This is a genomic window from Occultella glacieicola (assembly GCF_004353825.1).
GTDB classification, from domain to species: Bacteria; Actinomycetota; Actinomycetes; order Actinomycetales; family Beutenbergiaceae; genus Occultella; species Occultella glacieicola.
The window spans coordinates 353,627-380,231 of sequence record NZ_SMNA01000001.1; the positions used below are offsets into that span (position 1 = coordinate 353,627).

The window sequence follows — 26,605 nt, forward strand, 5'->3', positions numbered from 1 at the left end:
GCGGGTGCGCCATGGTGCCTCTCAGAGCGGGGTCGGCAACAGCGTGGGGCCCTCGTGCAGTCCCGCCGCCACGTTACCGTTGCAGCATGCGAGGGACGCTGAGCGAACGGGCCCATGCGGCCGTCGAGGAGGTGCAGGAGAACCCGATCCGGTTCGCGGACCGCGTGTTCTTCACCTTCGCGACCATCGCCGCCGGGTGGCTCGCGTTCCTCCTGATCCACCAGTTCGTCACGGCCGGCTGGCGCCACCTCTGGGCGTTCCTGCCGTTCTGGCTGATCGTCACCTACCTGCTGCTGCCACGGATCCACTCGCTGCTCACGAAGGTCTACGTGCCGGACTACTTCATCGGCCGGTCCCGGACCCGTGAGGGCTTGCTCGGGGACCCGGTGAACGTCGGATTCCGGGGCAAGGAGGACCGCATCCACGAGGCCATGCTCCGCGCCGGGTGGCACCGGGCCGACGAGATCAACCTGACCAGCAGCCGCCGGATGGTGGTCTCCACGCTGATGCGCCGGTCCTACCCGGACGCGCCGGTGAGCCCGCTCTACCTGTTCGGGCGTCGGCAGCGGTTCACCTACCAGCAGGAGGTCGAGGGGAACCCCGCCAAGCGCCACCACGTGCGGTTCTGGCCCTGCCCGAAGGGCTGGCGGCTGCCCGGCGGACACCGCGCGAACTGGCTGGCTGCCGGGACCTATGACACCGCCGTCGGCCTCAATCTGTTCACGCTGCAGGTGACCCACCGGATCGACGCGGACATCGATGCCGAGCGCGACCATATCGTCGCGACCCTGACCGCGCCCGAGGCCGAGAACGCCGGCATCCGGGTGAAGCACCTCGAGAACTTCTCCACGGGGTACCACGCGCGCAACGGCGGCGGCGACGCGATCCGCACCGACGGGGACCTGCCGATCGTCGACCTGCGGGCGCTGCCGCCGGCGTCGGCGGAGATCGCGGCGACCGTCGCCTCCGATCGCCGCGACGCCGAGCAGGGCCGGGCGGTGCCGCTGACCGTCGCCCTCGGTCTGCTGATGATGCTGCTGCGCGTCGTGGCCGGGGTGTTCTCCCTGAGCTGGGTGCTGCACCTGGCCCGCGAGTCGATCGGCGACCTCCGGATCCTCGCCCCGATCATGGATCTCGGCTTCAGCGTCGAGCAGGGATTCGTGCTCGTCCGCCTGGTCATCGTCAGCTACCTGCTCGCCTACCTCCTGCTCTCCTATCTGGTCTACCGCGGCTCCAACTGGGCCCGGATGGTCACCATGGCGATCAGCGCGGTGAGCATCATCCTGTACGCCGTGCTGTGGCTGACCGGCGCCCCGGAGAGCGCGCTCTCGAGCAATCTGATCGGGTCCTCGCTGGAGATCCTGGTGCTCCTCGCCTTCTCGGGGGAGACGGCGCGGCGCTTCACGAGTGGGAAGAACCCCGCCCGGAACCATCCGATCGACGGCGTCTGAGTGTGAGACCGGTCACTCCGTGAACCTATTAGGCAAGCCTTGCCTTGTTTAGGTTAGCCTCTCCTGAGAACAGGGAGGTGGGTGCGCGTGGGTGCACGTCGATCGATGGTCTCCTCGGACGGCCGGCCGGGCCGCACCGGACGCAACCGCGGCGCCCGCCCGTTGGTCGTGCTGGCAGCGGTCCTCGCGCTCGTGGCCGCGTGTGCCGGGGGCGCCGGCGGCGCCGGTGTCGCGGCCGACGGCGGAGCGCGGCTGGCCGAGGTGGAGCCGCTCGCCGATCCCGGTGCGTACGTCGGGCCGAGTTCGGCAGTGCTCGCCGACTCCGCGATCGTGCCGATCGCGGACGAGCCGCAGCCGGTGCTGCCGGTCACGGTCACCGACGCCCAGGGGACCGCGGTCACGGTCACCGACGTCAGCCGGATCCTCGCGCTGGACATCTATGGGTCCACCTCGCGCACCGTGTTCGAACTCGGGCTCGGCGACAATCTCGTGGGCCGGGACACCTCGTCCTCCTACCCCGAGATCGCCGACCTGCCGCTGGTGACCGCGAACGGCCACGAACTCAACGCCGAGGCGATCCTCGACCTCGCGCCGACGCTGATCATCACCGACACCAGCCTGGGGCCCTGGGACGTCGTCCTGCAGATGCGGGACGCCGGTATCCCCGTGGTGGTGGTCGACTCCCACCGCAGTCTCGAGGGCGTCGGACTGCTCATCCGGCAGGTGGCCGACGCCGTCGGGCTGCCTGCCGAGGGCGCCGAACTGGCCGAACGCACCGACGCCGACACCGAGGCCACGGTGGCGCGGATCGCCGCCGTGGCGCCACCCGAGGGTGAACGGCTGCGGATCGCGTTCCTGTACGTGCGGGGCCAGTCCGGGATCTACTACCTGTTCGGCACCGGTTCCGGGACCGACTCGCTGATCGCCGCGCTGGGCGGTGTCGATGTCGCCACCGAGATCGGGTGGGACGGGATGCGACCGCTCACCGACGAGGGCCTGATCGCCGCGCAGCCGGACCTCGTCCTGGTCATGAGCAAAGGCCTGGAGTCGGTCGACGGTGTGGACGGGCTGCTGGAGGCCGTACCGGCGCTCGCCTACACCCCGGCCGGTGAGAACCGCCGCGTGGTGGACATGGACGACAGTCAGATCCTCTCCTTCGGGCCGAACACCGCCGACGTGCTCGATGCGCTCGCGGTCGCGATCTACGCACCCGAGGCCAACCCATGACCGCGTACGCACCCGTGCGGCTGGCCCGCGCGGCGCCGGGGGACGGCGACACGCTCGAGGTGATGGCCCCGGACCCCAACGGTTCGCCCGTGGGGACCGACCCGGAACCTGGCGCCGGCGCGCGCCCGGCGGCCGAGTGGGCGGGCGCTGGTGCCGCGTCGTCGAACGCTCCGGCAGGTCGCGCCGCACCGCTCGCGCCGTCGCGGGCCGGACGCGTGGCGGTGCTGTTCGCCGCGCTCACCGTCGCGCTCGTGGCGCTGCTGATCCTGTCCGTGGGGCTCGGGCAGATGGGGATCACCCCGGCCGAGGTGCTCGGCTCGATCCTGCGCCGACTCGGTCTGGTTGTGCTGCCCGGGCCCACCCACCCGAACGCGGAGTCCGCGCTCTGGGCGGTCCGGATGCCCCGGCTGCTCCTCGCCGCCCTGGTCGGGGCAGCGCTGGCCACCGGGGGCGTGCTCATGCAGGGCGTCTTCGGGAACCCGCTCGCCGAGCCCGGCGTGATCGGAGTGTCCTCCGGTGCGGCCGTGGGCGCCTGCACCGTGATCGTGCTCGGCCTGAACACCCTCGGCACCTGGACCGCTGTGGCCGCAGCCTTCATCGGTGGGCTGATCACGACCGCGGTCGCCTACTCGACGGCGCGACAGGAGGGGCGCACCGAGGTGGTCACCCTGGTCCTCACCGGCGTGGCCGTCAACGCCGTGGCGGGGGCCATCATCGCGTTCCTGACCTTCCTCGGGGACACCTCGGCGCGCGAGGAGATCGTGTTCTGGCAGCTGGGCAGCCTGAACGGCACCCGGTGGGAGCACGTGCTGGTCGCGGCGCCGGTGATCGTGCTCGGGGTGGCCGCCGCCGGGCTGTTCGCGCGCCGGCTGGACCTGCTCGCCCTCGGGGAGCGGCCGGCCCGGCACCTCGGCGTCGACGTCGAGCGGCTCCGGATCGTCGTCATCGTCGGCGTCGCCGTCCTGACCAGTGCGGCCGTGGCGTTCTGCGGCGTGATCGCCTTCGTCGGGCTCGTGGTGCCGCACCTGATCCGGATGCTCGTGGGCCCCGGACATGCCGCGCTGCTGCCCGCCAGCGCGCTCGGTGGCGCCGTGCTACTGCTCGCAGCTGACCTCGCCGCCCGCACGGTGGTGCCCTACGCGGACCTACCGATCGGCATGCTCACCGCGCTCGTCGGCGGACCGTTCTTCTTCTACCTGATCCGCCGGACCCGACGCGGCGCGGGGGGTTGGTCGTGAGCGCGCCGGTGGTGCGGGACCCGGGCACGTCCGCCGGCCCGGCGGGGGCCGGGCGGCCCGATGTCGCTCTGCCGGACGCGGCCCCGGCGGCGCTGACCCGGCCCGATCCCGGGCTGCCCGACGCCGGTGCGAGGGCGCCGGCCGGCCCGTATCCGTGGGACGCACCGGAGCCCGGTGCCGCACTGATCGGCTGCGAAGGGCTCGGCCTGCGCCTTGGGGGGCGGCCGGTCCTGGTCGACGTGGACCTGCGGGTGCACGCCGGTGAGGTCGTGGCCCTGGTGGGGCCCAACGGCGCGGGCAAGTCCACCCTGCTCGCCGCACTCGCGGGCGACCTCGACCCCGAACAGGGCCGGGTGCTGCTCGGCGAGCACGACCTGCGCACGGTGCCGGTGGCCGAGCGTGCCCGGGCCCGGGCCGTGCAGGTCCAGGAGGCTCGGCTCTCGTTCGCGTTCCGCGCCGAGGAGGTGGTCCGGATGGGTCGGGCGCCGTGGCGGGGGACCCGGTTCGCCGACGATGACGACGCGGTGGTCGCGGATGCCCTGCGGACGAGCGAGGTCGAGCACCTGGCCGGGCGCCTGTTCCCGACCCTCTCCGGCGGTGAGAAGGCGCGCACGGCGTTCGCTCGCGCCGTCGGGCAGGAGACGGCCGTACTCATGCTCGACGAACCGACGGCCGCCCTGGACATCCGGCACCAGGAGCGCCTGCTCGCCGAGGTTCGCGAGCGGGCCGTCGCCGGGGTCGGGGTGGTGGTCGTGCTGCACGATCTCACGCTCGCCGCCGCGTACGCGGACCGGATCGTCCTGCTCGCCGACGGGCGGGTCCGCGCGGACGGGCCCCCGCGTGTGGTGCTCACCGCGGACCTGCTGACCGAGGTCTATCGGTACCCGATCGCCGTCGTCGAGCACGGGGACTCCGGCGCGCTCGTGGTCCTGCCCCTGCGCGATCGGCGCAGCCCGCAGAAGGAGGAGTCATGAACGCGACGAACGACCGGTGGCGCACCGTGCTCGCCGCCACCGCAGCGGCGGTCGCCCTGTGCGCGGCATCCGTGCTGACCGCCGCCCCGGCGGCCGCGGCCGGGAACGTCACCATCGACAGCGACCTCGGCGCCGCCCAGGTGTCGCTGACCGGGCCCACGACGGTCTCGGTGACCGGGTCCGGCTTCCAGTCCGTCCAGAACGGCTTCGGCGGCGTCTATGTGCTGTTCGGGTGGGTCTCGGACCCTGGTGGCGGGTCCTGGCGCCCCAGCGAGGGTGGACACACGGGTGACACCTACCTGTACGTGCCTGACACCGAGGCCATGGACAACGACGGCTACCAGCGGTTCGTCTCGTTCCCCGGCTCCAGCACGGATTCCGCCGCGAACGGGGGCCTGCTCGCCGCGGACGGCACCTTCTCGCTCTCGATGGTCATCCCGGGGCCAACCTTCACCGCCCAGGACCGCGACGGCAACGCCGCGAACGTGGACTGCCGGGAGGTCGGTTGTGGCATCATCACCGTCGGCGCGCACGGCGTGGTCAATGCGAACAATGAGTCCTTCACGCCCGTGACGTTCATCGACACCTCGGGTTCACCGGGCACGAGCGGCACGGGCGGTACGGACGCGGCGACCGAACCGACGGCGGCCGGCGTCACCGACACCGAGACTCCGGTGGCGGGGGCCGACGAGACCACGGTCACCACCGGCCCGGCCACGATCGGAGTGGACCAGACGGCTGTGGTGCAGGGCCGGGTGGTCGGCTTCACCGGGCAGGGCTTCACACCGGGTGAGCAGGTCCTGGTGACCCTCGCCGGAGGTCTCGCCGCGGCCGGTCCCTATACCGCCGGCCAGTTCGGCGAGGTCGCCGGGACGCTGGCCCTGCCTACGGACATCCGGCTCGGCAGCCACGTGCTGCGGATGTCCGGCGCCGGGTCCGGGCAGGCGCCCGAGATCACGCTGACCGTCATGCCAGATCCGAACGCCGCGCCACCGCTCGCGCAGGGGCCGCCGGGACTGTCCTGGGCGTTCCTCGCGGTCGTGATCGTCGGGGCGGTACTCCTGGCGCTCATCCTGTCCTCCCTGATCGCGGCCCTGGTGCGGCGCCGACGCCGCAAGCGCGGTGCCGCCGCGGCGGCGCCGGTCGCCGGTTCGGGGAGCGAGGTGCCGATGGGCCCGGCGCCCGGGGCCGGTGGCACGAGCACCGCCGCGGTCAGCCGGACCGACGAGACTTCCGTCCTGGCGCCGGCGGGCCGGACCAACAGCCGCCGTGAGGTGGGCGTATGAAGCGGCGCCTCCTCGCGGCCCTCGCGCTGACCGCCGCCCTCGCGTTCGCGGCCGCTCCCGCGCAGGCCGACGACGTCAACGTCACCGTGACCATCCCCGGTTCCGCGGGACCGGTCACGCTCAGCGACGCACAGCTGCGCTGGGGCCTGAACGGCGAGGTCGGCAGCGGTGCGTTCTTCGGCGGATGCAACTTCCTCTCGGCGGGCATCGCCGGGGACGCCGGGAGCTCCCACGTCTGGTCGAACGACAACCCGTACTACGCCTCGTCGGACGGGAACGTCACGATCGAGCGACCCGTCGGGTCCGAAGCCGGCGCCACCTACCGGGAGGCCACCTGGGACGAGCGCTGCCTGGACCCGGCCGGCAACCGGCTCGGCTCCACCGGGTTCAACTCCAGTGGCCAGCAGGTGGTCATCGACGGCGGCACCGGTGAGATGGACCCCGACGCGGGCACGGCGACCGTCCGCTGGGACGGCTCGTTCACCGTGGTCTTCTACGGGGGGATGACGTACTGGTGGGCATCCGACCCGGTCCTCACGGTGGTCGACGGCATCGGCACGCTGACGGCCACCGCGGGCGGGTTCGGGGCCTCGATGGAGAACACCTCGACCTGGGTCGCGCTGCCGGAGCGCCAGATCGTGCTCGCGGACCTCGGCGCCGTCGACCTGGAGGCCGAAAACGGGTTCGCCGGACTGCCCGCGTACACCGGGGTCACGGTGAGCCTGCCGGCGGGCGCCACCGAGCAGGTGCGCACGGGCGAGGCCTGGGGCTCGTTCCCCCAGTCCTTCATCGACTTCCAGTTCCGGACCGGGCAGGCTTCCTACTGGTACTCCTCCGGTGGCCTGCGCGATCGCGCCAAGCCGGCTACCGCCGTCTACGTCTCGTACGACGCGCAGCACCCGGTCACCGTGCCGCCACCCACGCTCGTCGACCCGCCGACGGGCCTCGGCCCGGGCGCGGGAACCGGTGGCGGCACCGGACTCGGGAGCGGGACGGGCGGCGGCGGCGGCCGGACGCCGTCGGTCGTGGCGCCCACACCCCTCGCGCCGCTGGTGACCGATCCGGACCCGCCGTTCCTCCAGACCGCCGCGTTCGCGCCGGACACCCTGCTCCCGTCGGCGGGACTGATCCCGGACGGCGGGTATCTGCCCGGCATGGACCCGGCCGAGCAGCTCGCCTGGGCGCTGACCGGCGTGTTCGCCCTCTCCGGGGCCGCCCTGGTCGGCTTCCGCAAGGGCTGGCTCATCCTGCCGTGGCTGATCTCCCGCTGAGTCGGTAACCGCAACGCAAGGCGCACTAGATTTAGCAAGGTCAACCTAACTAAGGTAAGGCTTGCCTGATTTAGTATCTTTCCCCACGATAGGAGAGGCATCACATGCACAGCACATCCGCGGCCGGGTCGTCCGGCCGTCGCGTCCTGGCCGGGCTGGGGGCCCTGGCGGTCGCACTTTCGGCGGGAGTCGCGATCGCGGCACCTGCCCAGGCCACAGCGACCGAGGTCGACGACGTCACCCTGCGCTGGGCCATGAGCGAGGAGGCCGGCGGTGGCGCCTATTTCGGCGGCTGCAACTTCCTCGTCGCCGGGTCTGCCGGCAACACCGGCAGCAGTCGGGTCTGGACCGAGGCCGACGGCTTCTACCAGACCGAGGTCGGTAATGTCGCGATCGAGAAGCCGACCGCCGCCGGCGGCTGGGTCCAGCCCACCTGGGCCACGAAGTGCCAGAACGCCAGCGGCGCGGCCGTGGGCACCGGTGCCGGCAGCACCACCGGCGCCCAGGTGGTCCTGTCCGCAGGAACCGGCACCGTGGACACCGAGGCCGGCACCGCGGAGATCTCGTGGGACGGTGACTACACCGTTGTGTTCTACGGTGGCCTGACCTACTGGACCGTCAGCGACCCCACCCTCACGGTGGCCGCGGACGGGACCGGTACCCTCACCGGCACCGGGTCGGGCTGGGGAGCCTCCATGGAGGACCCGACCCTGTGGGAGGAAATCACGCCGACGGTGATCGAGCTCGCGACGTTCACCGGGCTGAGCGTCGACGCCGACGGCTTCACCGCGACGCCGGAGTACCTCGGCATCGAGGTGGACCCGGGCGAGGGCGTCAGCCCGCAGGTCCGGACCGGCGCGAACTGGGGATCGTTCCCGCAGTCGTACGTGACCTTCCAGTATGCGACCGGGCAATCCTCCTACTGGTACTCCTCGGGCGGTTCGGCCGACCCGAAGAAGCCGGCCGCGCCGGTCGCGGTGACCTGGACCGTGAATGACGAGGGCGAGCCCGGTGACGGCGACGTGCCGATCGAGGTGATCGTGCCCGAGGAGCCGGTCGAGCCCGAGCCAGGGGTGTTCTCCTGGACCATCCAGGGCAGCGGCGCCGTGAGCCTGGGCACGGCCACCGCGAACGCGAGCGGGTTCGCCGCCAACGGCAACCTGCACTCGATCGAGATCGAGGACACCCGTGAGGGTGGCCAGCAGTTCTCGATCTCCGGTGTGGCCGGCGCCTTCGGGTCCGGGTCGAACAGCTTCGCGGGTGGCGCGCTCGGCTGGACCCCGGCCCTGACCGGTGAGCTCGCGGGCGTGCAGCCCGGCGCCGCGGTGGCCGCCGGCAACCCGGGCCTGGGCAGCACCCAGACCCTGGTCTCCGGCTCGGCGGGTCACGCGCTCGGCACGGTCACGGTGGACGCGCAGCTCGCGCTGCTCGCCCCCGCGGACACCCCGGCCGGGGCGTACACCTCGACCCTGACCCTCACCGCGCTGGGCTGAGCAGCACCGGTCCAGCATCCTCCGAGCAGTACGGCGACCCCGGTCGGCGGAGCCCAGCGCTCCCTCGGCCGGGGTCACCGGCGGTCGCCCCCGCGGCCGGAAGGGAACGACATGGACAGCGCCACGGCACGTTCCGGCCAGGCGCCCCCGACGGCGCGCGTGCGACCCCCCGATGTCGCCACGGCCGCCGTGTCGGGCCGCCTTCGGCGGGTGCTGTGGGGCCTCGCGCTCGCACTGCTGGTGGGCTTCAACGGTGGCGGTCAGGTACCGGCGGCCGCGGAGGTCGCAACCGATGAGCTGACCTGGAGCGTGGCTCCGGCGGACAACGACCGGGGCGCCGCCCGCCCCAACTTCACCTACGCGGTGAGCCCGGGCGATGTCATCGCCGACGCATTCGTGGTCACCAACCTCGGGACGGGCGAACTTCCGCTGACCATCTACGCCGCGGACGGCTACACGACCCCGCAGGGACACCTCGACCTCCGACCGGCCGACGTGGTGCCGGCGGACCTCGGCTCCTGGGTCACCCTCGACACCAGTGAGATCACCCTCGGAGCGGGCGAGAGCGTCGAGGTGCCCTTCACCCTGAGGGTGCCGGTCGACGCAAGCCCCGGCGACCACCCCGGCGGCATCGTCGCGGCCTACACCTCCGCGGCTGACGGTGGCACCGTGCGGCTGGATCGACGCCTCGGCTCCAGGCTGCACGTGCGGGTCGCCGGCGAACAGAACGTGGGGCTCGAGATCTCGAACGTGCAGCTGAGCCAGGACATCGCGATCAATCCGGTCACGCCCGTGCCGACCGTCCTGACCTACACGGTCACGAACGTCGGCAACGTGCGCACCCTGGCCCATGAGTCCGTCACGCTCGGCGGCCCTGGCGGCTCCACCGTGACGGGAACCGTCGAGGAGATCATGCCGGGTTCCACCGTGGAGCGATCGGTGGTCCTGAGCGGTTGGCCGGTGATCCGGGTCGGTGTGGACCTGGTCCTCACGCCCGAGGCGGTCGACGGCGCGATCGGCGCCGAGGTGGGCGCCACCGCCGGCGCCTGGGCCATTCCGTGGGGATGGCTGGCGGTGCTGCTCCTGATCGTCGCCGGGGCGGTGGTGATCGGGGTGCGTCGCGGCCGTCGCGAGAGGACGCGCTGACCCACCGCGCCGGTCAGGCGGCCCGCTCCAGCCGGAGGAGCGCCGCCTTCGCGTCCGGACCGCCCACGTAGCCGCCGAGCGAGCCGTCCGCGCGCAGGACCCGGTGGCACGGGACGACGACCGGCAGTGGGTTCGTCGCACAGGCCGAACCGACGGCCCGGACGGCTCCGGGGTTGCCGACCCGGAGCGCGACCTCGCGGTAGGACTCCGTGTGTCCGTAGGAGATGTCCGGCAGGTGCCGCTGGACCAGGCCACGGAAGCCATGGGACAGCCGGCGGTCCAGGGCGAGGTCGAACGCGGTGCGCTTCCCTGCGAAGTACTCCTCGAGCTGCCGGGCCGCGGGCGCCAGCCGGGCCGGGGCGCGCAGGACCCGTGGCCCGATGCCGGCGGCGAGCCCGCCGAGGACCTCCTCGAAGCCCTCGCGATCGTAGGCGAGGCGCACGAGTCCGACGTCGGTGGTGGCGAGCAGCAGCCTCCCGACCGGGGAGTCGACCTCGGTGTAGGCGACGTCGACGAGGCCTTCCCGGCCGGCGGTCTCCACGAGGCGCTGGTGCAGCCGGTCCAGCGTGTCCCGGTCCGGGGTGGTGCCGGCGATCAGGTCGGCGGGTTCGCCGGAACGTGCGATGGTGTTCGGGTTCATCGGGTGAGTCCCTCCTGGGCGGGGCCGGTCAGGTGCCGACTGCGGCGCAGCGCGTGCAGTCCATCGGCGGCGGCGCGGCGCACGGCCGCGGGGGTGCCACCGATCAGTTCGGCGGTCTGGGTGTGGGGCAGGCCGCCGAGGTAGTGGTAGGCGACGGCGAGGCGTTGCCGCTCGGGCAGCGCGGCGACGGCGGTCCAGATGTCCGGGTCCGCCTCGCCCGGGACGCCGAGCGTCGAGGTCCGCTCCGGCATCTCGGCGGCGGGGATCGCCTGGCGGGCCCGGGTCCGGGTGACGTCGATCGCCTTGCGGTGCGCGACCCGGACCAGCCAGGCCTCCACGTTGGTGGTGGCCGGGAGGTCCGGCCATTCCCGCAGGGCGGCGAGGAACGTCTCGGACCAGGCGTCGTCGGCGTCCGGGCCGGGGCCGAGGACCGCGCGACAGACCCGCAGGACGGTCGCGCCGTGGCGCTGTACCGCTTGTTCGAAGGGCTGTTTCATCGTCATCACCAGGTAGACGCGCGGTCGGGGCGGAATGTGAGGTCGGCGAGGCAAGCCTAGGATCCGAGCATGGATCCGCTCTCCGAAGCCGACACGAACGCGGTGATCGCCATCGTCATGGACCTGGCCCGTGCCGGCAGCACGGAGGAACTCCTGGAGTTCTTCGACCACGGTCTCGACGTCGACGTCCGCGACCCCGAGGGCAACACCGCCCTGATGCTGGCCGCCTATCACGGCCGGGGGTCGACGGTCGCCGCACTCATCGAGCGCGGCGCCGACATCGACCTGCGCAACGGCCGGGACCAGTCACCGATCGCGGGCGCCCTGTTCAAGGGCGAGGACGAGATCGTGGCGGCCCTGCGCGGGGCCGGTGCCGACCTCGACGCCGGAACCCCGAGCGCCCGCGCAGCCGCCGAGCTGTTCGGTCGGGCGCACCTGCTCGAGTAGCGGTCCACCGCAGGGGTCGGTGAGGGTGCTGATGTGGCGACCACTTCAGCACTCTCGCGCACCCGACCCGCGCGTGAGGGTGCTGAATCGGCTGCCATCACAGCACTCTCGACACCGACCACAGCACGACGGCCCGGCCACCACGCGAGGTGACCGGGCCGCCGTCGACCGCTTGTGACGGGCCGCGACCACCGCGACCCACAGCAATCAGACCAGCTCGCTGATCCGGTCGTCGTCGCCGAGCGCGCCGGCCTTGTGGGCCTCGATCGCGCGCCGGACACCCTGGCCGTAGGCCGGGTCGGCCTGCGCGCAGTGGTTGAGGTGCCGCTCGATGGTGGCCTCGGAGGCGCCGTCGATCGCACGGGCCGTGTTCGCGAACAGGGCCGACTGCTGTTCCGGGCTCATCTGCCGGAACAGGTCGCCCGGCTGCTCGAAGTAGTTGACGTCGTCCTCGCGGTACTCGTATCGGTCCGCCGCACCCTCCAGCGCGAGCGCCGGCTCGTGGTAGGCGGGCTGGTCGGAGAACCGGTCGTAGCTGTTCGGGGTGTACCCGGGCACGCCGCCCTGGTTGCCGTCCACGCGCATCTGCCCGTCGCGGTGGTAGGTGTTCACGTTCGTGGCCCCGCGCGGGTAGTTCACCGGGATCTGGTGGTGGTTCACGCCCACCCGGTAGCGCGCGGCGTCACCGTAGGAGAACAGCCGGCCCTGCAGCATCCGGTCCGGGGACGGGCCCACGCCGGGCACCATGTTGCTGGGTGTGAACGCGGCCTGCTCGACGTCGGCGAAGTAGTTCTCCGGGTTCCGGTTGAGCTCGAACTCGCCGACCTCGATCAGCGGGTAGTCCTTCTTCGACCAGACCTTGGTCAGGTCGAAGGGGTGGAACCGGTAGTCCTTGGCGTCCGCCTCGGGCATGACCTGGATGAAGAACGTCCACTTCGGGAACTCGTCGCGCTCGATCGCGTCGAACAGGTCCCGCTGGGCGGACTCCCGGTCGCCGGCCACGAGCTTGGCGGCCTCGGCGTCGGTGAGGTTCTTGATGCCCTGCTGGGTGCGGAAGTGGAACTTGACCCAGAACCGCTCGTCCTCGGCGTTGATGAAGGAGTACGTGTGGGAGCCGAACCCGTGCATGTGCCGGTACCCGTCCGGGATGCCGCGGTCGGACATCACGATGGTGACCTGGTGCAGCGCCTCGGGCAGGTTCGTCCAGAAGTCCCAGTTGTTCTCGGGGGAGCGCAGGTTCGTGCGGGGGTCACGCTTGACGGCCCGGTTCAGTGCCGGGAAGTGGTGCGGGTCGCGGTGGAAGAACACCGGGGTGTTGTTCCCGACCACGTCCCAGTTGCCCTCCTCGGTGTAGAAGCGCAGCGCGAAGCCACGGATGTCCCGCTCGGCGTCAGCCGCGCCTCGCTCCCCGGCGACGGTGGAGAACCGGGCGAACATCTCGGTCTGCTTGCCGACCTCGGAGAACAGCGCCGCCCTGGAGTACCGGGTGATGTCCCGCGTGACCGTGAACGTGCCGAACGCGCCTGACCCCTTGGCGTGCATGCGGCGCTCCGGGATGACCTCCCGGCTGAAGTGCGCCAGCTTCTCGAGGAACCAGACGTCCTGCAGCAGCATCGGGCCGCGCGGGCCGGCGGTCACGGCGTTCTCGTTGTCCGGGACGGGGGCACCCGCCGCGGTGGTCAGGGGGCGGGTGTTGTCGTGGTACTGCTCTGGCATTCCTGGGTGCTCCTTAGTGGTGGTGGGACATCTCTGGGCGCGGCGGCGCCGGGTCGGCGGGTCCGGCCGCACCGCCGGACAGGCAGGCGGGGCAGGTGCCCCAGTAGGTGATCTCGACGGCGTCGATGACGAAGCCGGGCGCCTGCGGTTCGGCGAGCGGGATCGCGTTCGGTGCGACGTGGACGTCGGTGAGCGAGCCGCAGCGCCGGCAGACCGCGTGCTGGTGGTCGTCCCAGCGCAGGCCCTCGTACCGCGCCGACGAGTTCGGCAGGTCGATCCGTCGGGCCAGGTCCGCGTCCACGAGCGTCTTGAGGACGTCGTAGACGGCCTGCGTCGAGCAACTGCCGATCCGCTCCCGGACCAGCCCGATGATCGTCGCCGCGTCCGAGTGCGGATGCTCGTGGATCACGGTCAGGACCGTCACCCGCGGGCGCGTCACGCGCAGCGCCGCCCCCCGCAGGAGCTCTTCGGCCTCGGACTCGATCACCCCTGCAGTCAATCACCTTTTCTGGATTGATTCCAAACAGCGATCCAGCGCGGGCCGCGGCGGCCTCAGCCCAGGATGATCCAGAGCAGCGCGATGATGGCCACCACGGCCGCGCCGGCGAGGATGCCGGGCAGGACCGACATGTCGGAAGCCGTCGTGGGCGCAGGCTCGATCGAACGGGCGACGGCGGGGAGTGCCACGGTGGGTCCGTCGCCCTCGTCCGTGGTGAGGTCGGGCGAGGCGGCCTCGCCGGGCTCGTCGCCGTCCGGTCCGGTGCCGGCCGGCTCGGGCGGCTCCTCGGCCTCCGTGGGATCCACCAGATCGGCGCGGCCCGCGTCCGGGTGATCGAGCAGCGTCACGCCCTCGTCGGAGTCGGGGTCGGCGCCGCCGTCGCCGGATGCCCCCACAGCGACCGGGCGGGGGGTGCGCACGTGCGCCCCGGCGGAGGGGTTCGCGGCCTCGATGATCATGGTCGGCAACGACTCGCCCAGGGACGCGCCCGCGTCCGGGGAGAGCGCGATGCCGTCCGTGACCGCACCCACGAAAACAGGCTCGGCGGCGAGCAGGTCCGTATCGCCGTCGGGCTCGGCGATCACGTCCGCCACCACCACGGTGACGTTGTCACGGGTGCCCAGCACCAGCGCCGCGTTGATCAGGGCGCGGGCGGCCTCGGCCGGATCCGGGCGGGTGAGCAACTCCCCGATGTGCTCGGCGGACACGTAGTCGGACAGGCCGTCGCTGCACAGCAGCAGCCGGTCACCGGGGGTCACGGTCAGGGCGATGATGTCCAGGTCCGCGCCGCCGGCCTGGTCGTCGAGGGACCGCAGCAGCATGGACCGGTACGGGTGCGTGCGGGCGCGTTCGGGGGTCAGCTGACCCTGGTCGATGAGTCGCTGCACGTGCGTGTGGTCGGTGGTGACCTGGTAGAGCGAACCCTCGTGCAGGGCGTAGACGCGGGAGTCCCCGATGTGCCCGATGGTGACGTGCTCGCCGTCGCTGGCCACGGCGAGCAGGGTCGTACCCATCGACTCGAGCATGGCGTCGGCCTCGGACATGCCGTGCAGCGCCCGCCGGGACGCCCGTCCCGCGTTCAGCAGCTGGGTCGGGATGTCGGTGCCGGGGGAGTGCTCCACCTCGGCGAACACCCGGACCGCCACGCTCGAGGCGACCTCGCCGGCCGCGTGCCCACCCATCCCGTCGGCGAGCACCAGGAGCCGCGGGCTGCCGAGGGCGGAGTCCTCGTTGTTCGTCCGGACTGTTCCGAGGTCGGTCTGCACGGCGTAGCGGAAACTCACCGCCATCGTGTGCACCGCCTCTGACTGTCAGCCGCCCCCGGGGGGCGGGGAGCATGGGAGCGAGTCTCACCCTACAACGCGGCGTGGCGGTGGAAGGCCCGCTGTGATGGACCGGGCTGCCCATCGGGATCCGTCCGGTCAGAGCGCGTTGTGCTTCTGCAGGTACCGCAGCGCGGCCCACCCGAGCGGCACCCGGATCCAGAACGTCAGCACCCGGAACAGGACCGCGGCGGAGGCGGCCGTCGCGGTGGCGATGCCGGCGGTCCGCAGCCCGGTGGAGAGGGCGAACTCCACGGTGCCGATGCCGCCCGGGGTGGGCACCGCGGACCCGACGGCGGTACCCGTCAGGTAGATGATCGCCAGCGTCGTGGCCGGCAGGGTCTCGCCGAACGCGGCCAGGGCCGCGGCGAACGACGCCAGGTAGCCGAGCGTCTGCACCAGGTTGCCCCCGAGGGCGATCGCGAGACGGTGCGGCTGACCCACCACCCAGACCAGCCGCGGCCAGACCTGCCGCAGGGTGGGGGTGATCTTCGCGATCACCCAGCGGCGCAGGGCCGGGACCGCGAACGCGACCCCGACCACCAGGGCGAGCGCACCCCCGATGATCAGCACGGCTCCGGACGGGAAGCCCTGCAGCGCCCCGGAACTGCCGGTCAGCAGCGCGATCGCGATCAGCAGGAGCACCGTGGTCACGAACTGGGACACCTGCAGCAGGGCCACCGTGGCCAGCGCCACCGGCGTCTCGAGACCGCGTTTCTGCATGTACCGCAGGTTGAGCGCCGCCGGACCCACCCCGGCCGGGGCCACCAGGGTCACCACGGAGGCGGCGACCTGCACCAGGGTGGTGCGCCAGAGTCCGAGCTTCTCGGGGGAGAACCCGACCAGGCCCATCGCGGAGCCGACGTAGGTGATCAGGCCGAGGGCGAACGCCACGATCATCCAGACCGGGTTCGCGTCGCTGATGACCTGGGCGATCTCCTGGAAGTTCAGGGTGGTCAGCAGCGCCCAGCCCGCCACCACCGCGATGGTCAGGGTGATCACCGTGCGGGCGCTGAACCTGGAGAGCTGGATCGGCTCGACGATGCCCGCCGTCGGGATGAACTCCACGAGGTGGGCTCGCAGCGCCGTCATCCCGGCCTTGTCGGCGCGGGCCTCGGCCCGGGTCTGGATCGGCAGGGCGACCGGCTGCAGCAGCGGTGCGATCTCCGTGAGCTGTTCGATGGAGATGACCCGGGCGGCGGCCGCGATCGCGCGCTCCGGGCCGACCCGCAGGGAGAGCAGGGTGAGGAGTTGCGTACGGTCGACGCGCCGGGCCAGCGAGCTCGACGCGATCTCCCCCTCCTCCCAGCCGTTCAGCCAGACCTCGCCCGCGAACGGACCGTCGGCCTCGCCGATGATCAGGGAGTCGGCGGTGAGGTTGCGGTGCGCGAGGCCGGCCTTGTGGGCGATCCGGAGCTGCTCCCACGCGTTCACCATGACCTCGTCGGTGAGCGCGTCGGCCGGGAGGTCGGAGAGCTGCCGGGCGTGGCCGACGTGCTCGCCGAGCAGCAGCACGGAGTCCTCGGTCTCGGCGATACCGCGCAGGCGCGGGCTGTTCACCCCGGCGGCGTTCGCCGCGTAGTACATGAGGGCCGCGCGCTCGGCGGCCTGCCGCAGCGAGACGGCGGTCCGGCGGGCGAGCCCCCGGCGCACGATCGTGGAGATGACGGCGCTGAGCATGCCGATCACCTGACGGTCGCCGTCGAGCACGACGGCATCCCAGCGCACGTTGTCGGAGTCGATGACGGCGTACATCCGGTTCGCGCCCTCGCGCTCGTTCGCGACGGTGGCGGACTCCGGCAACTGGGCGAGCAGGTTCGTCTCGGTGTCGCTCGGGCCGGCCGGGGCGAACGCAGCAGGTTCGTCCGGTCGGGCGGGGTCGCCGGGCGGGTCGGCGACGGCGGAGGTCACCCGGGTGGACTCGTCCGGTGCGGTAGGGGTGTCGGTGGGTCCCCCATGGACGGTATGGTCCGTCGGCGCCGCCGCGGCGCCGGCCGGCCACGACGAGGGCGCGTCGGCGAACTCGGTGGGTGCGGCGAACGTCGGCGCCGTGTACCCAATCGGCCCGGACGCCTGGACCACGTCCTGACGCAGGTCCTCGGCGAGCGTGGAGTCACCGATCCGGATCACCCGGACCGGGTCCACGCCGGCCCGCCGGATGCCCTCGACGAGTTCGAGCCCGTGGGCGCGCTGGCTCAGCACTCCGGACAGGTACCGCATGCCCAGGCCCGCGGCGCGCCCGATGAGCACGGAGACGATCGCCGCCACGAGGGTCGCGGTCCCGGTGATCACCGTGACGATCAGGACGAACCAGAGCAGGTTCCACGAGATCCGCACCACGCGGCGCCGGTCACGTGTTCCGACCGCGGTCAGGAACGCGGCCAGCGCCGCGGCCGGCGCGGAGATGGTGATCACCCAGGCGCCCTCCTGGAACCGGAGCAGCGAGCGGGCCAGGGCGTTCGTGGCGAACGTGTCCAGGAGCCAGATCGCGGCGAGGGCCACGACGTAGCCGATCGCCGCGGCCGCGACCGCGTCCAGGACGGCCCGGACGTTGCGCCGGGCCAGTTGCTCGATCACGACGATGATCGGCAGCACGAGGATGAGCAGGCCCTCGATCACGTTCACCGGGACCAGCAGGATGGTGCGGACCACCCGGGCCAGGGCGGACTGCACGTCCTCGGTCACCCCGGTGGTGGTGGCGTAGGCGTACACGGCCAGCACCAGCACGACCGCGATGCCCAGCAGCGAGACCAGCATCAGGACCAGGTCGACGGGACGCCGCACCCGGGTGAGCGGGATGTCCAGGATCCGCACCTGTCGAGCCGGCCCCCTCGGGGTCACCGGCTCTGCGGAATCGGTGGACATGTCCACGATCCTAGGTGAGAGCCTCCCTGCGGCCGCAGGTGTGTCCAGGCGCGGCGCGGCCGAGGATTCGGGGGGTGCTCAGGTCATGCCGAGCGCGGCCAGCCAGGCGACCGGGAGCAGGGCGTAGCCCACGAAGCCCACGACATCGATCAGCGTATGCGCGATCACCAGCGGCATCACGCGCCGTCGGCCCCACCGCGAGCAGTAGAACAAGCCGAAGACGACGCCCATGATGACGTTCCCGAAGAACGGCCCCCAGCCCTGGTACAGGTGGTAGGAGCCGCGGATGAGTGCGGAGACCACGATGATCGACCACAGCCGCCAGCGCTTCTCACGCAACCGCTCGAACAGGTACCCGACCACGAGGACCTCCTCAAGGAGACCGTTCTTGAGGGCGGCGAGGATCAGGATCGGGACCGCCCACCAGTACGGGTCGAGGGCCGAGGCCTGGACCGAGACGGTGATGCCGAGGGCGCGTCCGGCCAGGTACAGCCCGAGCCCGGGGATGCCGATGATCGCTCCGAGGGCCAGGCCCCAGCCGAAGTCTCGACCGGGCCGGCTCAGGTCGAGGCCGATCCGCCGGAACGGGTTGCGGCCGGTGTCGCTGAGCAGATAGAGCGCGAGGGCGACCGGGATCAGCGCGAACGTCAGGGAGAGCACCTGGTAGAGCAGATCCCAGTAGGGCCGCTCGGACAGCGGCGGGTTGAGGGTGGCGGTCTGGTCCCCGAGGGGGCCGCGGGTGAGGCGGTCGAGGATGTTCACCACGGCATAGACGCCGGACCTGCCCAGGGACAGACCCATGACGATCCAGATCTCGACGGTCAGGCGTCGGGACCGGGCCCTGGCCGACGGCGCGGGTGCGGTCAGGGAGGGTGTCTCCGGTTCGCCCTGGGTCGCCATACGCCGGTTATAGCGCATCCACCTGCGCCGCAGCAGGCGTCAAGAACGATTGACGCACCTGGCACCGTCAATGTAAATTGACGGATATGAACGACTCGGAGGTGAGGTCGATGAGTGCCCTGTCCGCCGCTGCCGAGGACGACGGCGACATCTTCGCCGGGCTCGCGGCGCTCGTGGAACTACGCCACCGGGCCGATGCCCGCGAGGCGGTGCTCGTCCGCCGGGCCCGCAGCGAGGGGCTGACCTGGGCCGAGATCGCGGTCCTGCTCGGGGTCTCCAAGCAGGCCGTGCACAAGAAGTACGGCGGCTCGCGGTTCGAACGGCGGGGGCCCGCGTAGGTCGGCCTGCCGACGCGGCCAGGCCAACGGTCCGGAGCGACTCCACCGGTGAGGCAGACACTTCCGTCTGAAGAAGAACGTTCCATGGTGCTGATCGGACGGGAGGTTCTGCCTGACGACGGGAGGCTATGGCTCGCGCGGGTCAGCCCGCGGGAACGGCGTGCCCGCCGGTGAGGTCGACGAGGCGCGCCGCGACCAGGTCGAGATCGGCTCGGGCCGCCTCCCGGTCACGGGTGGGCAGCATGTCACCCCAGTGCGACAGGAACGTGCCGCGCAGTTGCAGCATTCCGGTAGGTCGCGCGAACAGCCACCAGTGCAGGTGCTCCTGGCCGTCGCCCCACCGGGCCACCTGGATCCGTGGTACGTCGAGGACATCGCAGGCGGCCCGCTCGATCGCGGTCAACAGCTCGCCCATCCGCGCGGCGGTGGCCGGTCGGAGGTCGCGCAGGTCGGCATGCGCACGGGGCATCAGGAATGCGCCGAAGGGGAGGGACTGGGCCGCTTGGGGGACGCCGAGAAAGGCGTGCTCGTCGTGCCAGATCACATACGAGGGATCGAGGTGCGCAGCCGCAGCGCACATGAAGCAGTCCGCGCCGCCGGCGCCCTGACGGGTGGGCTCCTCGGCGGGTTCGACGATGGCGCGAGGCCGCAACTCGCCCTCGAACGGCCAACTCGGCCAGTCCGCCCAGCCGAGCTCGCGGTATCCGGTCGCCTCGATCGTGGCACTCACACGCCGGAACCACTGCGCCGCCGACTCCGTCACGGCTCTCGCGCTCCCTCCGGCTCAGCGCTTCTCGATCAGGCCGACGACCTCGCAGGCGTAGTGCTGGGACGCCGTCATGGAACCACGGAACCACAGCACGGCGCGGGTGTCGGGGTCGCCCGGGACCACGATCGGGCGCAGGTTGTCGACGTCGGAGTTCTCGGTGACCGGCGTCCAGTCCCAGGACGCACCGCCGTCGGTGGTCCGGCCGTGGAAGATCTCGTGGTGGTCGAGCGCCGAGTCGTCGCGCGGGTCGATCGGGGTGGAGGCGTAGACCGAGTCCAGGTCGTAGGGGTCGATCGCGACCAGACCGGTGTAGTCCTCCTCGTGCGGGAGCAGAGCAGCGCCGGCCTTGGCGAGGTGGTGCACCTGCCAGGTTCCGCCGTCGAACGTGCCGTAGAAGAACCGGTGGTCGGAGAAGTCGCTGTTCTCCGGGTCGTCGCCGGCGCGGCCGGTGAGGATCGCCACGATCCGGCCGTCCGGCGCGCGGCGGAGGTCCGTGGTCCAGGCGTGCGTGATCGTGGCCCCCGCGAACTCCGAGCCGGCGGCCAGGATCGTGGTCAGCTCGACCTGGGACGGTGCCTGCTCGTCGAGGACCGGTCCGCCCACGACGGTGCCGTCACTGGCGTGCAGCGCGCCACCGGAGATGTACCCGTGGTAGATCGAGTTGTTGTAGTCGCGCGGGTGGTGGTCGGTGGTGATCAGGTCGATCCGGTCGGTGCCGTTGCTGGCGTAACGGGTGTAGCCATTGACGTAGCCGATCTTGGGGCGGGTGAAGAGCTTGCCGCCGAAGTCGAACGTGGTGCCGTCATCGGTGGAGACCAGGATCGACGGGTCGTCGTTGATCGCACGCGCGAAGTTGTAGAGCCGGCCCTCGTCGCTGAGGTGGTGCAGGTTGGAGTAGGTGACCCCGCGCCCGTCGGTGAGGTCGGTCCAGTCGAAGGTCTGCTCGGGCTGCCAGGAGGTCGCGTCGTGCGCCTCGGTCGAGATCCGCCACCGGGTCAGGTTGTCGGTCTTGTGCTTGGTGTACATGGCCAGGTAGCGCCCGTCCGGGCGGATGAACAGGGCCGCCGTGTTGTGGTCGTCGGCCTCCAGTCGTTCGTGGAGCACGACCACCTCGGTGGTGCCCGTGGACAGGTCCACGACCGCGAGTTCCACATGGCCCGCGCGGTCCTCGCCGCCCGGGCCCTCCGGGGCCGGGATCGAACCCACCAGGAGCGTGTTCGTGACCGGGTCGATGAGAGCGCGCTCGTCCTGGAACCAGCACCACGCGCCGTTGTCGTTGATGAGTTGCACCGTCGCCATGAACCCTGATCCTGCCAGGTGGATAGCCCTTTCCGCACCTCGCCGGACAAGTCCGGCCGCCGGGTCCCTTGCGCAGCGACCGGAGTCGTGGCAGAGTACTTTGCAACACAAACCACTCTGTGAGGAGAGACCTGGATGTCCGCCGACGAGCCCGATGGCCCGCGGGCCCACGAGGCCGATGTGGCCGGACGCGCCGACGACGCACCGCCGTCGGACCCGGCGGCCGTCCTGGCGATGATCGCCGCGCAGCGCGCGTCGACGCGTAAGGGCGTCGAGCCGAACGGGCCGCTCCTCTTCGGGGCCTGGGGGGTCGCTTGGCTGATCGGCTACCTGGTCCTGTACGTCACCTACGACGAGACCCTCGGCCGGTCCACCGCCTGGGGGTTCGTGGTGTTCGGCCTCTTCCTGCTCGGTGCCCTGGCGTTCACCGCCGTGCATGTCGCGCGGCGAGCGTCCGGGGTGCGTGGGGCATCCGCCGCCGCCGGGGCGATGTACGGCTGGAGCTGGGTGATCGCATTCATGATGGCGTGCCTGCTGTTCGCCGGCCTGTCCCGAGCGGGTGCCTCGCCGGAGGTGATGGCGATCACGGCGAACGGGGTCAGCGCCCTGATCGTGGCGGTCATGTACATGGCCGGCGGTGCGCTCTGGCGGGTGTGGCGGATGTTCGCCCTCGGCGCCTGGATCGCGGTGGTCGCGGGCGCCGCCGCCCTGATCCCGCAGCCGGGCACCTACCTGGTCATGGCGCTCGCGGGTGGTGGTGGCTTCCTGGTGGCAGCGTTCGGCGACCTGCACCAGACGAGGCGCCGCACCAAGCGGTCCGTGCCATGAGCGAGATCGAGCTCGACCCCGTGATCCACGCCCAGGCCCGACTGCGGGTGGTCGCCACCCTGGCGACGCTCGACGAAGGTGACCGGCTGGCCTTCCCGAAACTCCAGAAGCTGCTCGAGATGACCGCGGGCAACCTCTCCACCCACCTGCGCAAGCTCGAGGAGGCCGACTACGTGCTGATCGACAAGCGGTTCGAGGGTCGCAGCCCGGCCACCTACCTCGAGCTCACCAAGAAGGGTCGCCGGGCCTTCGAGAGTTATACCGAAACCCTGGAAGCACTCCTGAGAGGAGCGCAGTGATGGAACCGATCGTCAGCGTCCGTGACGTCCGCCGCACCTTCGGCGACGTCGTCGCCCTGGACGGCGTGAGCCTCGACGTCCACCCCGGCGAGATCGTCGGTCTGCTCGGCCCGAACGGCGCCGGGAAGACCACGCTGTTGTCCCTGATCAACGGCCTCCGGAAGCCGGACTCCGGCACCGTCCGGCTCTTCGGCGGCGACCCTCGCAGGGCCTCGTCGCGATTCGGGCTGGGCACCACTCCGCAGGAGACCGGGCTGCCCGCCACCCTGAAGGTCGGTGAGGTCATCGACTTCGTCGGCGGCCACTACAGCGACCCGATGGGCCGCGACGAGCTCCTCGACCGGTTCGATCTGCGAGACCTCGTGACCCGGCAGACCGGGGGCCTGTCCGGCGGTCAGAAGCGCCGACTCGCGGTGGCCCTCTCGCTGGTCGGTCGCCCGTCCCTCGTGCTCCTCGACGAGCCGACCACCGGCCTGGATGTGGAGGGTCGCCGCGCCCTCTGGCAGGCCCTGCGTGACTACCACGCCGAAGGCTCGACGATCATCCTCACCAGTCACTATCTGGAAGAGGTCGAGGCGCTCGCCGAACGCGTCGTCGTGGTGGGCAGCGGCCGCATCCTCGCCGACGACCGTCTGGGCCAGGTCCTCGCCCACGTGAATGCCCGGCGGGTGAGCCTGTGCACCGGCGCAGCCGAGACCGACCTCGCCGCGCTGCCCACGGTGACCGCGGTGCAGACCGACGGCGACCGGGCCCATCTGCTCGTCTCCGACTCCGACGCATTCGTCCGTGGCCTGGTGGCCTCCGGTACCGAGTTCTCCGGACTCGAGGTCCGCGGCGCTTCGCTCGAGGAGGCCTTCCTGTCCCTGACCGGCACAGCCGGCATGCCCGAGACCGAGGAGGTCGCAGCATGAGCACCGCCACCGCACCGGCACCGATCGGGGCCACCCCCCGCCCCGGCCCGAGCCTGCCCAGCCTCGTCCTGCTGCACGCGAAGTTCTCCGTCCTGGAGACCATCCGGATCCCGATCGCCGTGGTCGGCAACCTGCTGTTCCCGACCCTGGCCATGGTCTTCTTCGTGGTCCCGAACGCGACGGTCGCCGACAATCCGGTGTTCGCGACCGCGGCCGTCGGGCAGCTGGCGATGTTCTCGGTGATGTCCACCTTCCTGTTCACGTTCGGCTCCGGGGTGGCCGAGGACCGGGCGCTCCCGTTCGACGGCTACGTGCGCACGCTGCCGGCCGGGGTGGCGCCGCGGATGCTCGGCCGGGTCCTGGCCGGCTGCCTGTTCGCGCTGGTGAGCCTGGTCCCGCTCGGCGTGGTGGGCGCGCTGCTCACCGCGGCCACCGCACCGCCCGCGACCGTGGTGCTCGCGGCGTTGATGGTGCTGGTGGTCGGCCTGCCGTTCCTGATGCTCGGCCTCGCGATCGGCTACCGGATGAGCAGCAAGGCGGCCATCGCCGTGGTCCAGGCGGTGCTGTTCCCGCTCGCGTTCGCCGGCGGTCTGTTCCTGCCCGCCGAGATGTTCCCGGCCTGGCTGAACGCCTTCTCCCAGGCCCTGCCCAGCCGCGCCGGACGAGACCTGCTGATCCAGGTGCTGACCGGCCAGGAGGCGTACTCGCTGGCGCTGCCGGTGCTCATCGCCTGGGGTCTGGTGTTCACGGCACTCGCCGTGCTGGCCTATCGCCGGGACGAGGGTCGTCGGTTCAACTGAGTGCGATGCCCGACGGCGACGGCGGCCCGGACCGGAAAGGTCCGGGCCGTCTCGTGGTCGCGTCGGGCGCGAACGGCCAAGCGTCCGGTCGGGTCGGCTGGCGACCTGCCGGCCGGAACCGACGCCAGGTCTCGACGCTCCGTGATCTGCAGGGCCTGTGCCGGGTGAGAGAATGGGGCGATGGGTCGCAAGGGGTCCGCGACCATCGGGCCGATCGTCGAGCGCACCATCCAGAAGGCGGTGGCGCGTGTGGTTCGGCGTGAGCGGGCGGTCCACACGCTGAGCGTCGACTCCGAGGTCGACCCCGAGCGCGCGGTGCACCGGCTGCGGGTGGCCGTGCGCAAGCTCCGGGCCATGCTGTCCGCGTTCGGGCCGTATCTCGACCGGGGTTTCTCCGGTCCGTTGCGCCGCAGGCTGTCGGAACTCTCCGACGTTCTCGCTGCGGTCCGCGACCTTGACGTCCAGCTGGCCGCTCTGGACCGGGAGACGACGGCGTCCGCCGCGTTCGCCATGGAGGTGGCGCCGTTCCTCGACTCGCTCCGGCACCGTCGGGCCGACGCGGTCCGCCGGCTCGAGGAGCACGTGGCCACGCCGGAGCACGCCGCGCTGATCGCCGACCTTCAGGTGGATCGGGTCCCGGTCCGTGATGGTGAGGTCAGGGCGCGCCGGGCGCTGCGCCGGCGCCTGCGCAAGGACTGGCGTCGGAGCCGGGACCGGATCGCCGCCGCCCACACAGGGTCGGGTTCCCTGCACGAGGTCCGCAAGTCCGTGAAGCGGTTGCGCTACCTCGCCGAGCTGGCCACCGACCCGCTCGGACGGCCGGCGAAACGGCTCGCCACCCAGGCCCGGCGGACGCAGGACCTCCTCGGAGCGCATCAGGACGCCACCGTTCTGGACGGGCTGGTGCGTACCTACGTCGCGGAGACCGGCGGCGCTCCGGGCACGACGTTCGCGCTCGGGCAGCTCGTCGGCCGAGCGCACGAACGGCGCGGCCGGATCGAGCAGGACTGGCCGCACCGGCGCGACCGGCTGCGCCACCGGGCCGAACAGCTCCTCGGCTGACGGGCCCGAACCTCTCGGCCCGACGGGTCCGACGTTCGCCTTGAGCGAAGGTGACTCAACCTCGGGAACGATCCTCCGCCGTCGGTGGTTGGAGCAGTCATCAGGGACCGGCGTAGGGCCGGGCCCAGCCAGACGAGGAGATAGACATGGCTCTCACCTTCGACCCCTTCCGCGAGGCGGACCGGCTCGCCCACCGCACGTCGCCCCGGGTGCCCCGGTGGATGCCGATGGACCTGCACCGCAGCGGTGACACGTTCGTCGTCGACATCGACCTGCCCGGCGTCGCGCCGGAGAGCATCGACCTGGACGTGGACGGCAACACCCTGACCGTCCAGGCCGAACGCGGCTCCAGCCTCGGCGACGGGGAGCGCTGGATCGCCAAGGAGCGGGCGACCGGAACCTACCGCCGCCAGCTCAGCCTCGGCGACGGGCTGGACGTGGACGCGATCCGGGCCGACTACGCCCACGGCGTGCTGACCCTGACCATCCCGGTGGCGGAGCAGGCAAAGCCCCGCAAGATCGAGGTGCGGACCACGAAGCCGGCGATCGCCTCGACCGAGGTCCCGGTCGACGGCGCGGACGACCACGAGGTCGCCGCCGCCTGATCCGCGGACCCGGTGGTGACGACGGGTCGCCACCGATGCGAACGGGCCCCGACCGCTACTTGCGGTCGGGGCCCGTTCGCATCGGTGAGGTCACCGTCAGTCGTGGATCGCCACCACGTCGTAGCCGGCCTCGTCCACGGCGGCGCGGATCGCGGCCTCGTTCAGGTCCACGTTCGAGACGACCGTGACGGGCGAGGGTTCGCCCGTGCGCAGTTCCACGGTGACGTCGAGCACGCCGTCGACGCGCTCGAGTTCCTCGGTGACATGGGCGACGCAGTTCGCGCAGGTCATGCCGGCGACGTCGATCGTGGTGGTGCGGTCCATCGGGGTTCCTTCGGTCTGGGTTCTGGGTTCTGAATCGTGCGCTCAGGAACGCACGAGCCGGGCGATCGCGGCGGAGGCCTCGCGGACCTTCTCCTCGCCCTCGTCGGTCGAGGATCGGGCGGCGTCGACCACGCAACTGGCGAGGTGGTCGTCCAACAGGCCGAGGCTCACGGCCTGCAGGGCCTTGGTGACGGCGGAGACCTGGGTCAGGATGTCGATGCAGTAGGTGTCGTTCTCGACCATCTTCGCGATGCCGCGCACCTGGCCCTCGATCCGGCGCAGCCGCTTCAGGTACGCCTCCTTGTCTGCGACGTACCCGTGGTCGTGTCCGTGCTCGTTCATCCCACGATCATACCCCTAGAGGGTATCGTCGTGACCAGAGTGTGGTCACTCGACAA

The 26,605-nt window shown here is 71.7% G+C and carries 27 protein-coding genes; 16 read left to right on the top strand and 11 right to left on the bottom strand.

The features are described from left to right. The first annotated feature begins 86 nt into the window (after positions 1-86). The 8 genes from EXU48_RS01565 (at position 87) to EXU48_RS01600 (ending at position 10,086) form a co-directional block, all read left to right on the top strand. Positions 87-1,451, top strand: a complete 1,365-nt coding sequence (locus EXU48_RS01565) for an LssY C-terminal domain-containing protein (RefSeq protein ID WP_133105813.1) — start codon at positions 87-89, stop codon at positions 1,449-1,451. A gap of 87 nt (positions 1,452-1,538) precedes the next feature. Continuing rightward, positions 1,539-2,678 carry a heme/hemin ABC transporter substrate-binding protein gene (locus tag EXU48_RS01570; protein WP_235856775.1) on the top strand — a complete coding sequence of 380 codons (1,140 nt, stop codon included), beginning with the start codon at positions 1,539-1,541 and terminating at the stop codon, positions 2,676-2,678. Continuing rightward, a complete protein-coding gene (locus tag EXU48_RS01575) occupies positions 2,675-3,916 on the top strand; it encodes a FecCD family ABC transporter permease (protein ID WP_235856776.1) in 1,242 nt (413 codons plus the stop codon). Before EXU48_RS01570 ends, EXU48_RS01575 begins: the two co-directional genes overlap by 4 nt. Continuing rightward, positions 3,913-4,890, top strand: a complete 978-nt coding sequence (locus tag EXU48_RS01580) for a heme ABC transporter ATP-binding protein (RefSeq protein WP_235856777.1) — start codon at positions 3,913-3,915, stop codon at positions 4,888-4,890. Before EXU48_RS01575 ends, EXU48_RS01580 begins: the two co-directional genes overlap by 4 nt. Continuing rightward, on the top strand, positions 4,887-6,176 hold the full coding sequence (locus tag EXU48_RS01585; RefSeq protein ID WP_133105814.1) for a hypothetical protein: 1,290 nt from the start codon (positions 4,887-4,889) through the stop codon (positions 6,174-6,176). Before EXU48_RS01580 ends, EXU48_RS01585 begins: the two co-directional genes overlap by 4 nt. Continuing rightward, positions 6,173-7,447 (top strand): hypothetical protein, encoded by a 1,275-nt coding sequence (locus EXU48_RS01590; RefSeq protein ID WP_133105815.1) that lies wholly within the window; start codon positions 6,173-6,175, stop codon positions 7,445-7,447. Before EXU48_RS01585 ends, EXU48_RS01590 begins: the two co-directional genes overlap by 4 nt. 104 nt (positions 7,448-7,551) lie before the next feature. After that, complete coding sequence (locus EXU48_RS01595; protein ID WP_133105816.1) at positions 7,552-8,940, top strand: hypothetical protein; 1,389 nt, start codon at positions 7,552-7,554, stop codon at positions 8,938-8,940. A 111-nt stretch (positions 8,941-9,051) separates the two neighbouring features. Beyond that, on the top strand, positions 9,052-10,086 hold the full coding sequence (locus tag EXU48_RS01600; protein WP_133105817.1) for a DUF916 domain-containing protein: 1,035 nt from the start codon (positions 9,052-9,054) through the stop codon (positions 10,084-10,086). 13 nt (positions 10,087-10,099) lie between these two features. Here EXU48_RS01600 and EXU48_RS01605 read toward each other — a convergent pair whose 3' ends face one another. Together EXU48_RS01605 and EXU48_RS01610 are read right to left on the bottom strand one after the other, a co-directional pair. Continuing rightward, positions 10,100-10,726, bottom strand: a complete 627-nt coding sequence (locus tag EXU48_RS01605) for a methylated-DNA--[protein]-cysteine S-methyltransferase (RefSeq protein WP_133105818.1) — start codon at positions 10,724-10,726, stop codon at positions 10,100-10,102. Continuing rightward, positions 10,723-11,223: an RNA polymerase sigma factor gene (locus EXU48_RS01610; protein WP_133105819.1), complete on the bottom strand. Its 501-nt coding sequence runs from the start codon at positions 11,221-11,223 to the stop codon at positions 10,723-10,725. The genes EXU48_RS01605 and EXU48_RS01610 overlap by 4 nt, the downstream gene beginning before the upstream one ends. Before the next feature lie 69 nt (positions 11,224-11,292). Here EXU48_RS01610 and EXU48_RS01615 point away from each other — a divergent pair, with 69 nt between their 5' ends. Further along, positions 11,293-11,670 (top strand): ankyrin repeat domain-containing protein, encoded by a 378-nt coding sequence (locus EXU48_RS01615; protein WP_133105820.1) that lies wholly within the window; start codon positions 11,293-11,295, stop codon positions 11,668-11,670. Positions 11,671-11,877: 207 nt separating this feature from the next. On the opposite strand, the gene EXU48_RS01620 is transcribed toward EXU48_RS01615, so the two are convergent. The 5 genes from EXU48_RS01620 to EXU48_RS01640 all read right to left on the bottom strand — a co-directional run bounded on the left by EXU48_RS01620 (position 11,878) and on the right by EXU48_RS01640 (position 18,972). Next, entirely contained in the window at positions 11,878-13,386 is a 1,509-nt protein-coding gene (locus EXU48_RS01620; RefSeq protein ID WP_133105821.1) for a catalase, read from the bottom strand. Positions 13,387-13,399: 13 nt separating this feature from the next. Then, on the bottom strand, positions 13,400-13,873 hold the full coding sequence (locus EXU48_RS01625) for a Fur family transcriptional regulator (RefSeq protein ID WP_133105822.1): 474 nt from the start codon (positions 13,871-13,873) through the stop codon (positions 13,400-13,402). Between the two features lie 65 nt (positions 13,874-13,938). Continuing rightward, positions 13,939-15,174, bottom strand: coding sequence for a PP2C family protein-serine/threonine phosphatase (locus EXU48_RS01630; RefSeq protein ID WP_235856805.1), 1,236 nt, complete (start codon positions 15,172-15,174; stop codon positions 13,939-13,941). Positions 15,175-15,306: 132 nt separating this feature from the next. Beyond that, on the bottom strand, positions 15,307-18,072 hold the full coding sequence (locus EXU48_RS01635) for a lysylphosphatidylglycerol synthase transmembrane domain-containing protein (protein ID WP_133105824.1): 2,766 nt from the start codon (positions 18,070-18,072) through the stop codon (positions 15,307-15,309). A 78-nt stretch (positions 18,073-18,150) separates the two neighbouring features. Then, positions 18,151-18,972 carry a CPBP family intramembrane glutamic endopeptidase gene (locus EXU48_RS01640; RefSeq protein WP_133105825.1) on the bottom strand — a complete coding sequence of 274 codons (822 nt, stop codon included), beginning with the start codon at positions 18,970-18,972 and terminating at the stop codon, positions 18,151-18,153. Positions 18,973-19,082: 110 nt separating this feature from the next. On the opposite strand from EXU48_RS01640, the gene EXU48_RS01645 reads away from it, so the two are divergent. Beyond that, entirely contained in the window at positions 19,083-19,310 is a 228-nt protein-coding gene (locus EXU48_RS01645; protein WP_133105826.1) for a hypothetical protein, read from the top strand. 142 nt (positions 19,311-19,452) lie between these two features. Here the strand turns inward: EXU48_RS01645 and EXU48_RS01650 are convergent, their stop codons facing one another. Together EXU48_RS01650 and EXU48_RS01655 are read right to left on the bottom strand one after the other, a co-directional pair. Continuing rightward, on the bottom strand, positions 19,453-20,040 hold the full coding sequence (locus tag EXU48_RS01650) for an HIT family protein (protein ID WP_133105827.1): 588 nt from the start codon (positions 20,038-20,040) through the stop codon (positions 19,453-19,455). Positions 20,041-20,094: 54 nt separating this feature from the next. Continuing rightward, positions 20,095-21,378 (bottom strand): BNR-4 repeat-containing protein, encoded by a 1,284-nt coding sequence (locus EXU48_RS01655; RefSeq protein WP_133105828.1) that lies wholly within the window; start codon positions 21,376-21,378, stop codon positions 20,095-20,097. Between the two features lie 135 nt (positions 21,379-21,513). Here EXU48_RS01655 and EXU48_RS01660 point away from each other — a divergent pair, with 135 nt between their 5' ends. The 6 genes from EXU48_RS01660 (at position 21,514) to EXU48_RS01685 (ending at position 25,883) form a co-directional block, all read left to right on the top strand. Next, entirely contained in the window at positions 21,514-22,206 is a 693-nt protein-coding gene (locus EXU48_RS01660; RefSeq protein ID WP_133105829.1) for a hypothetical protein, read from the top strand. Continuing rightward, positions 22,203-22,505, top strand: a complete 303-nt coding sequence (locus EXU48_RS01665; RefSeq protein WP_133105830.1) for a transcriptional regulator — start codon at positions 22,203-22,205, stop codon at positions 22,503-22,505. The genes EXU48_RS01660 and EXU48_RS01665 overlap by 4 nt, the downstream gene beginning before the upstream one ends. Then, complete coding sequence (locus tag EXU48_RS01670; protein WP_133105831.1) at positions 22,505-23,416, top strand: ABC transporter ATP-binding protein; 912 nt, start codon at positions 22,505-22,507, stop codon at positions 23,414-23,416. Before EXU48_RS01665 ends, EXU48_RS01670 begins: the two co-directional genes overlap by 1 nt. Further along, entirely contained in the window at positions 23,413-24,216 is an 804-nt protein-coding gene (locus tag EXU48_RS01675) for an ABC transporter permease (protein WP_133105832.1), read from the top strand. Before EXU48_RS01670 ends, EXU48_RS01675 begins: the two co-directional genes overlap by 4 nt. Positions 24,217-24,396: 180 nt before the next feature. Continuing rightward, complete coding sequence (locus tag EXU48_RS01680) at positions 24,397-25,278, top strand: CHAD domain-containing protein (protein ID WP_133105833.1); 882 nt, start codon at positions 24,397-24,399, stop codon at positions 25,276-25,278. A gap of 146 nt (positions 25,279-25,424) precedes the next feature. Beyond that, positions 25,425-25,883, top strand: a complete 459-nt coding sequence (locus tag EXU48_RS01685) for an Hsp20/alpha crystallin family protein (RefSeq protein ID WP_133105834.1) — start codon at positions 25,425-25,427, stop codon at positions 25,881-25,883. Positions 25,884-25,979: 96 nt separating this feature from the next. Here the strand turns inward: EXU48_RS01685 and EXU48_RS01690 are convergent, their stop codons facing one another. Beyond that, positions 25,980-26,207 carry a heavy-metal-associated domain-containing protein gene (locus tag EXU48_RS01690; protein ID WP_133105835.1) on the bottom strand — a complete coding sequence of 76 codons (228 nt, stop codon included), beginning with the start codon at positions 26,205-26,207 and terminating at the stop codon, positions 25,980-25,982. A gap of 42 nt (positions 26,208-26,249) precedes the next feature. Beyond that, the gene (locus EXU48_RS01695) at positions 26,250-26,549 is read right to left on the bottom strand and encodes a metal-sensitive transcriptional regulator (protein WP_133105836.1); all 300 of its coding nucleotides are present in this window, start codon (positions 26,547-26,549) and stop codon (positions 26,250-26,252) included. Between the last annotated feature and the right edge of the window lie 56 nt (positions 26,550-26,605).